This window comes from Peribacillus sp. SIMBA_075 (assembly GCF_046534585.1).
On the sequence record NZ_JAWRYN010000282.1, the window covers coordinates 1 to 331 of the forward strand.

The 331-nt window shown below is 51.1% G+C and carries 1 protein-coding gene; it reads right to left on the reverse strand.

All coding sequences use genetic code 11. The annotated features are described in order from the left end of the window. A partial coding sequence (locus SB775_RS28260; protein WP_410864482.1) for a hypothetical protein occupies positions 1 to 316 on the reverse strand: 316 nt, incomplete at its 3' end. Positions 317 to 331 lie beyond the last annotated feature (15 nt).

The following is a 331-nucleotide window of genomic DNA, read 5'->3' on the forward strand; positions in this document are numbered from 1 at the left end:
GGGTGAGTCTACTGGAGTACGTGCCAGAAAGATCTTTGCCAAGAGCTGTGACAAGATGATCTTCCAAACCCTTCCTCTGCGACACCAGGTCTTTTGCAAGGCCCCACTTATCTCCCATCCCATATGCTGCAGCAACTTTCTCCTGATCGGCTGTTATAGCACCATAGAGCTGTTTTAGTTCAGCCGTGGTCTGGTCTTTGAAAGGCCCTTCACCTCGGCTTATAGCGGCGCCTATCTGCTTACGCGTATTGTCCAGCAGTGCATATGTTGGGGGGACCTGAGTAATTGTACCGTCGCTATTGGTTACCGCTCTCATACCCAAACGTCGCAT